We start from the raw sequence: 4,591 nt of genomic DNA, 5'->3' as shown, positions 1-4,591 counted from the left end.
GCCGGTGTCTGCGGCAGGAGATGCTCGGAGATCGACCGGGCGAGATCGAGAGCCGCCCTGTGGGCGCGGGACTGATGCGGGTTGGTCGAGGCCAGCACATTGCGGTTGACGTCGCCGCAGGCGGCCAGGGTGTCGAGAAGGGCCGTGTCGATGGCCTTCATCGTTGCCTTCAGATTCGCCTTGATCACCCCATGGAACTGGAAGGTTTGCCGGGTGGTGAGACGCAGCGTTCCATTGGCATACTCTCGGGCAATCCGGTCGAGCTGCAGCCACTGGGCCGGCGTGCAGACGCCGCCGGGTATGCGCAGGCGGATCATGAAGGAATAGGCCTTCTCGAGCTTCTTCTTCGTCCGCTCGGCTCGCAGATCTCGGTCGTCCTGCAGGTACATGCCGTGGAACTTGACCAGCTGCTGATCGTCCTCCGTGATCGCACCGGTCACGATGTCGGTGAGGCCTTCCGCGAGCGTGCCGCGCAAATAGCCGCTCGCCTCTTTGATGCGCTCGTTGCGCGAGAGTTCCTTGGACATCGCTTCGCTTCTCAATAAACGTCTTGGTGATAGCGGCGGCCGCGCTCAAGGTCGCTGACAGCGATCTCGGCAGCCTCGGGAGAAAGGGCTTTCACGTCGGTGAAGGCCGCGACGAGCGCTGCGCGCACATCCTTCGCCATCGCCTTCGCGTCGCCGCAGACATAAAGCTGGGCGCCGTTGTCCAGCCAGCCGACGAGGTCGCGGCGCTGCTCCCAGAGGCGATGCTGGACGTAGACCTTCTGCGAGGTGTCGCGCGAGAAGGCGAGGTCGATCCGGGCGAGCGATCCGTCCTTCAGGGCATCCTGCCATTCCAACTGATACAGGAAGTCGTGCGTGTAGCGCCGGTCGCCGAAGAACAGCCAGGATCTGCCGCTCGCTCCAATGGCGCGCCGCTCCTGCACGAAGGCGCGGAAGGGGGCGATGCCGGTCCCCGGGCCGATCATGATGATGTCGGTCGAGGGATCGGGTAGCCGGAAATGCTTGTTCGGCTTCAGGCGAACACGGGTCGCCGCGCCCGCCTTGAGGCGATCCGCCACAAAGGTCGAGGCGACCCCGCCGCGTGTGCGGCCGTGGGTTTCGTAGCGAACGGCCGCGATCAGAAGATGCGCCTCATCACCAACCTCCTTGCGGGAGGAGGCAATGGAATAGGCCCGCGGCGGAAGAGGACGCGTGAGTGTTGAGAGCTGCTGGGCCGTCAGGGACACGGGAAAGGCCTCGACCAGATCGATCAGCTGGCGCCCCTCGGTCCAGGCGCGAGCCTGCCCCTCATCCAGCAGCTTGCGCGCCTGCGCATGCCCGGTCTCGGCCGCAAAAGTTTCGAGCATCTTGACGGAGAGGGTAGTGATATCCCGCTCGCTCGTCAGGGCCGTCCGCAGCGCGTCCTCGCCTCCCAGCCCTGTGGCCGCAAGAACGGCCTCGACGAGGGCTGGATCGTTCTCAGGAAAAAGTTCCAGCGAGTCGCCGGGCTCGTAAGCCGGAACGGCACCATTGAAGCCAAGCGCCAGATGGACCGTCTCCTTGTCGGAGCGGGAGGAATTCAGGTTGACGTGTTCAAGCACTTCGGTCGCGAGCGGCTCGCGGCTAACCTCGCCGCTGATACGGGAGCTGAAATCGACAGCAACCACGTTATCGGAAGCACTCTGGTCGGGCGCGAGCGCCTCAAGGGTGCTCTTGATCCACCCCGCCGCGGGAGCCTCGAAATCGAGGTCGCAATCGATCCTGTCGACGGACCGCACCGCACCGAGTTCCGCAAGGCGTGCGTCGATGGCCTTGCCGACGGCGCAGAATTCCGCATAGGCGGTGTCGCCCAAAGCCAGAACGGCATAGGTGATGCCTTCGAGACGCGGCGCCGATGCCCCCATCAGATCCGCATAGGCCCGGGTTGCCCGGGCGGGCGGCTCGCCTTCGCCCCAGGTCGCGGCAATCACCACCAGGCGGCCCTGCTTGGGCAGGTCAGCGACATCGAGATCGGCAAAGTCAATGACTTTGGGCTTGAAGCCGCTCTTCCGGGCGAGCTTCGCCACATCCTGCGCCAACCGCTCCGCATTGCCGGACTCGCTGGCGAAGAGGATCGTGAGAGGCTCTGCCGCACGGGCCGGCGCATCCACACGAGGGGCGGGCGCCTGGCCCGCATCGATCCCGGCGAGAAAGCCGGCGAGCCATGCCCGCTGGATGGGGGAGGCTGCACTCAGGACTCGATCGAGGCTGAGCCGGTCGTCGTCTCCGAAGGGCGCGGTCTGGGGCAGAAGGGCTGATGCTGACATGGTTCGAGTGTCGCGCGGGGCCCCAGGGCAAGTCAATGGAATGTTCTTTTTAAAGAACACGGTTCTGACGAAAACTTCTTTTGTTAAATTCTAAAAAGAGAGAAGAGAATTCTGTTTATCTATGAACTTAGGATTATATATCTATAATCAGTCTGCCTTACGCCGTTATCTCGATCGGTAGCGCCGTTGTGAACTTGACCCGCTCGACACTGAAGCGCGAGCTGACTTTCTTGAGCGGAACGATCCCGATCAAACGCTTATAAAACAAGTCATAAGCCTTTACGTCCGAGACAACGACGCGGAGGATGTAGTCGACATCACCGGCCATCCGATGAAACTCCACAACCTCGTTCATGGTCGCAATCGCATTGATGAACTGGTCGATAGCTTCCTGGGTATGGTCACCGGCTTCGATGCACACGAAGACCGTCAGGCCGAGCCCTAGCTTGTCCGGATCCAGAAGGGCGACCCGTCGCTGGATCACGCCCTCGGCTTCAAGACGCTGAATCCGCTTCCAGCATGGCGTTTGAGATAAACCGACCCGATGGCCGATGTCCGCGACAGAAAGTGTGCCATTCTGCTGAAGAAGGTCCAAAATTTTTCGGTCGATGCGATCCATCTCTGCATCCCGCCTTTTGTCGAATATGATTTTCCTTGTTCTGAGTTTTGAGGAAAGAATCTTCTCTTCTTGGGACAACTTGCCCCTTCGATCAATCGACCGCCTCTTCAGGTCAGAACAACCTGACCTTGACACCGTTCGTTATTAAGAACAAGTTCGATCTCGCAGTTTGGAGAATATTGCGATGGATTTTGCTTCATCAGGAGCGGCAAGGGCGGAGGCTCTGGCCCTTGCCTTGAGAGATGCCAGCCTCCCTGAACGGCTTTCCCTCGCCGCACGATCGCTCACTGGCCGGCTGGTGTTCACAACGAGCTTCGGCCTCGAGGATCAGGCCATTACCCATGCTCTGTTCAGGGCAGGCCTCGATCTTCATATCGAGCTCGTGACCCTCGATACCGGACGACTGTTTCCCGAAACCTACGATCTCTGGGCGCAGACAGAGAATCATTACGGGCGCCAGATCAATGCCGTGAGCCCGGACCGCGCCAGCTTGGAAGCGCTCGTATCCCGCCAGGGCATCAACGGCTTCCGTCATTCCGTCGAGGCCCGAAAGGCCTGCTGCGACGTTCGGAAGGTCGAGCCCCTTGGCCGGGCTCTCATGGGCGCGGCAGGCTGGATTACGGGGCTTCGTGCCGAGCAGTCGGCGTTTCGAGCCGCCGTGCCGCTCGCGGTCCAGGATAGCGGCTATGGCCTGATCAAGATCAATCCCTTGGCGGATTGGAGCCGGCAGGACCTCGTCCGGTATGTGACGGACAATGCTATTCCCTATAACCCGCTGCACGACCAAGGATACCCGTCGATCGGTTGCGCTCCCTGCACCAGAGCGGTCCGCCTAGGCGAGCCTGAGCGTGCCGGTCGCTGGTGGTGGGAGCAGGAGGCCAAGAAAGAGTGCGGCCTGCACCTCGGGCCGACCCATCAAATTCAGGAGCATTCCCATGATCAGCGGGCGTGAGGCAGAAAGCGTGCGCCGCGCAAAGCTGCCCGATTCGCAACGTTCGTTGTCCGAGGGCAAGCTGCTCCGGTCGGGTCTGACCCATCTCGACCGCCTCGAGGCGGAGAGCATCTACATCATGCGTGAGGCGGTGGCCGAGAGCGACAACCCGGTCATGCTGTATTCCATCGGCAAGGACTCGTCCGTCCTGCTGCATCTGGCGTTGAAGGCCTTCTATCCGGCAAAGCCGCCATTTCCTCTTCTGCATGTGGATACGACCTGGAAGTTTCGCGAGATGATCGCCTTCCGGGATCGCCGGGCCAAGGAGTTGGGCCTCGACCTGCTGGTGCACACCAATCCAGACGGGCTTGCCCGCAACATCGGCCCGATCAGCCACGGCTCAGAGGTTCATACAGATGTCATGAAGACCCAGGCGCTCAAGCAGGCCCTGGAGCGGTATGGGTTCGACGCCGCGTTCGGCGGCGCTCGCCGCGACGAGGAGAAGTCGCGGGCGAAGGAGCGGGTGTTCTCGTTGCGCAATGCCCATCATCGCTGGGATCCCAAGCGCCAGCGGCCCGAGCCCTGGCAGCTCTACAACGGGCGCAAGCGGCGCGGCGAGAGCCTGCGCGTCTTTCCGCTCTCCAATTGGACCGAGCTCGACATCTGGCTCTACATCCACCGGGAGAACATTCCGATTGTTCCGCTCTATTTCGCGGCCGAACGACCGGTCGTGGAGCGGGACGGCATGCTC

At 61.9% G+C, this 4,591-nt stretch carries 4 protein-coding genes and 1 pseudogene; 2 read left to right on the top strand and 3 right to left on the bottom strand.

The window, feature by feature from the left end:
* The 3 genes and pseudogenes from ACS5Q1_RS44360 to ACS5Q1_RS44350 form a co-directional block, all read right to left on the bottom strand.
* Positions 1-515: pseudogene (locus ACS5Q1_RS44360) on the bottom strand (sulfite reductase); the annotation flags it as partial.
* Between the two features lie 23 nt (positions 516-538).
* Positions 539-2,290: a diflavin oxidoreductase gene (locus ACS5Q1_RS44355; RefSeq protein ID WP_473104196.1), complete on the bottom strand. Its 1,752-nt coding sequence runs from the start codon at positions 2,288-2,290 to the stop codon at positions 539-541.
* A gap of 157 nt (positions 2,291-2,447) precedes the next feature.
* A complete protein-coding gene (locus tag ACS5Q1_RS44350) occupies positions 2,448-2,909 on the bottom strand; it encodes an Lrp/AsnC family transcriptional regulator (protein WP_473104195.1) in 462 nt (153 codons plus the stop codon).
* A gap of 184 nt (positions 2,910-3,093) precedes the next feature.
* Here ACS5Q1_RS44350 and ACS5Q1_RS44345 point away from each other — a divergent pair, with 184 nt between their 5' ends.
* Positions 3,094-3,861 carry a phosphoadenylyl-sulfate reductase gene (locus ACS5Q1_RS44345; RefSeq protein WP_473104194.1) on the top strand — a complete coding sequence of 256 codons (768 nt, stop codon included), beginning with the start codon at positions 3,094-3,096 and terminating at the stop codon, positions 3,859-3,861.
* Positions 3,845-4,591: sulfate adenylyltransferase subunit CysD (cysD, locus tag ACS5Q1_RS44340; RefSeq protein ID WP_473104193.1), on the top strand; the 747-nt coding region annotated here is incomplete at its 3' end. The genes ACS5Q1_RS44345 and cysD, both read left to right, overlap by 17 nt.

This window comes from Microvirga sp. GN3, from assembly GCF_055792825.1.
Note: the sequence above shows the minus strand (reverse complement) of the source record. Positions and strands in the feature narration are given on the sequence as shown.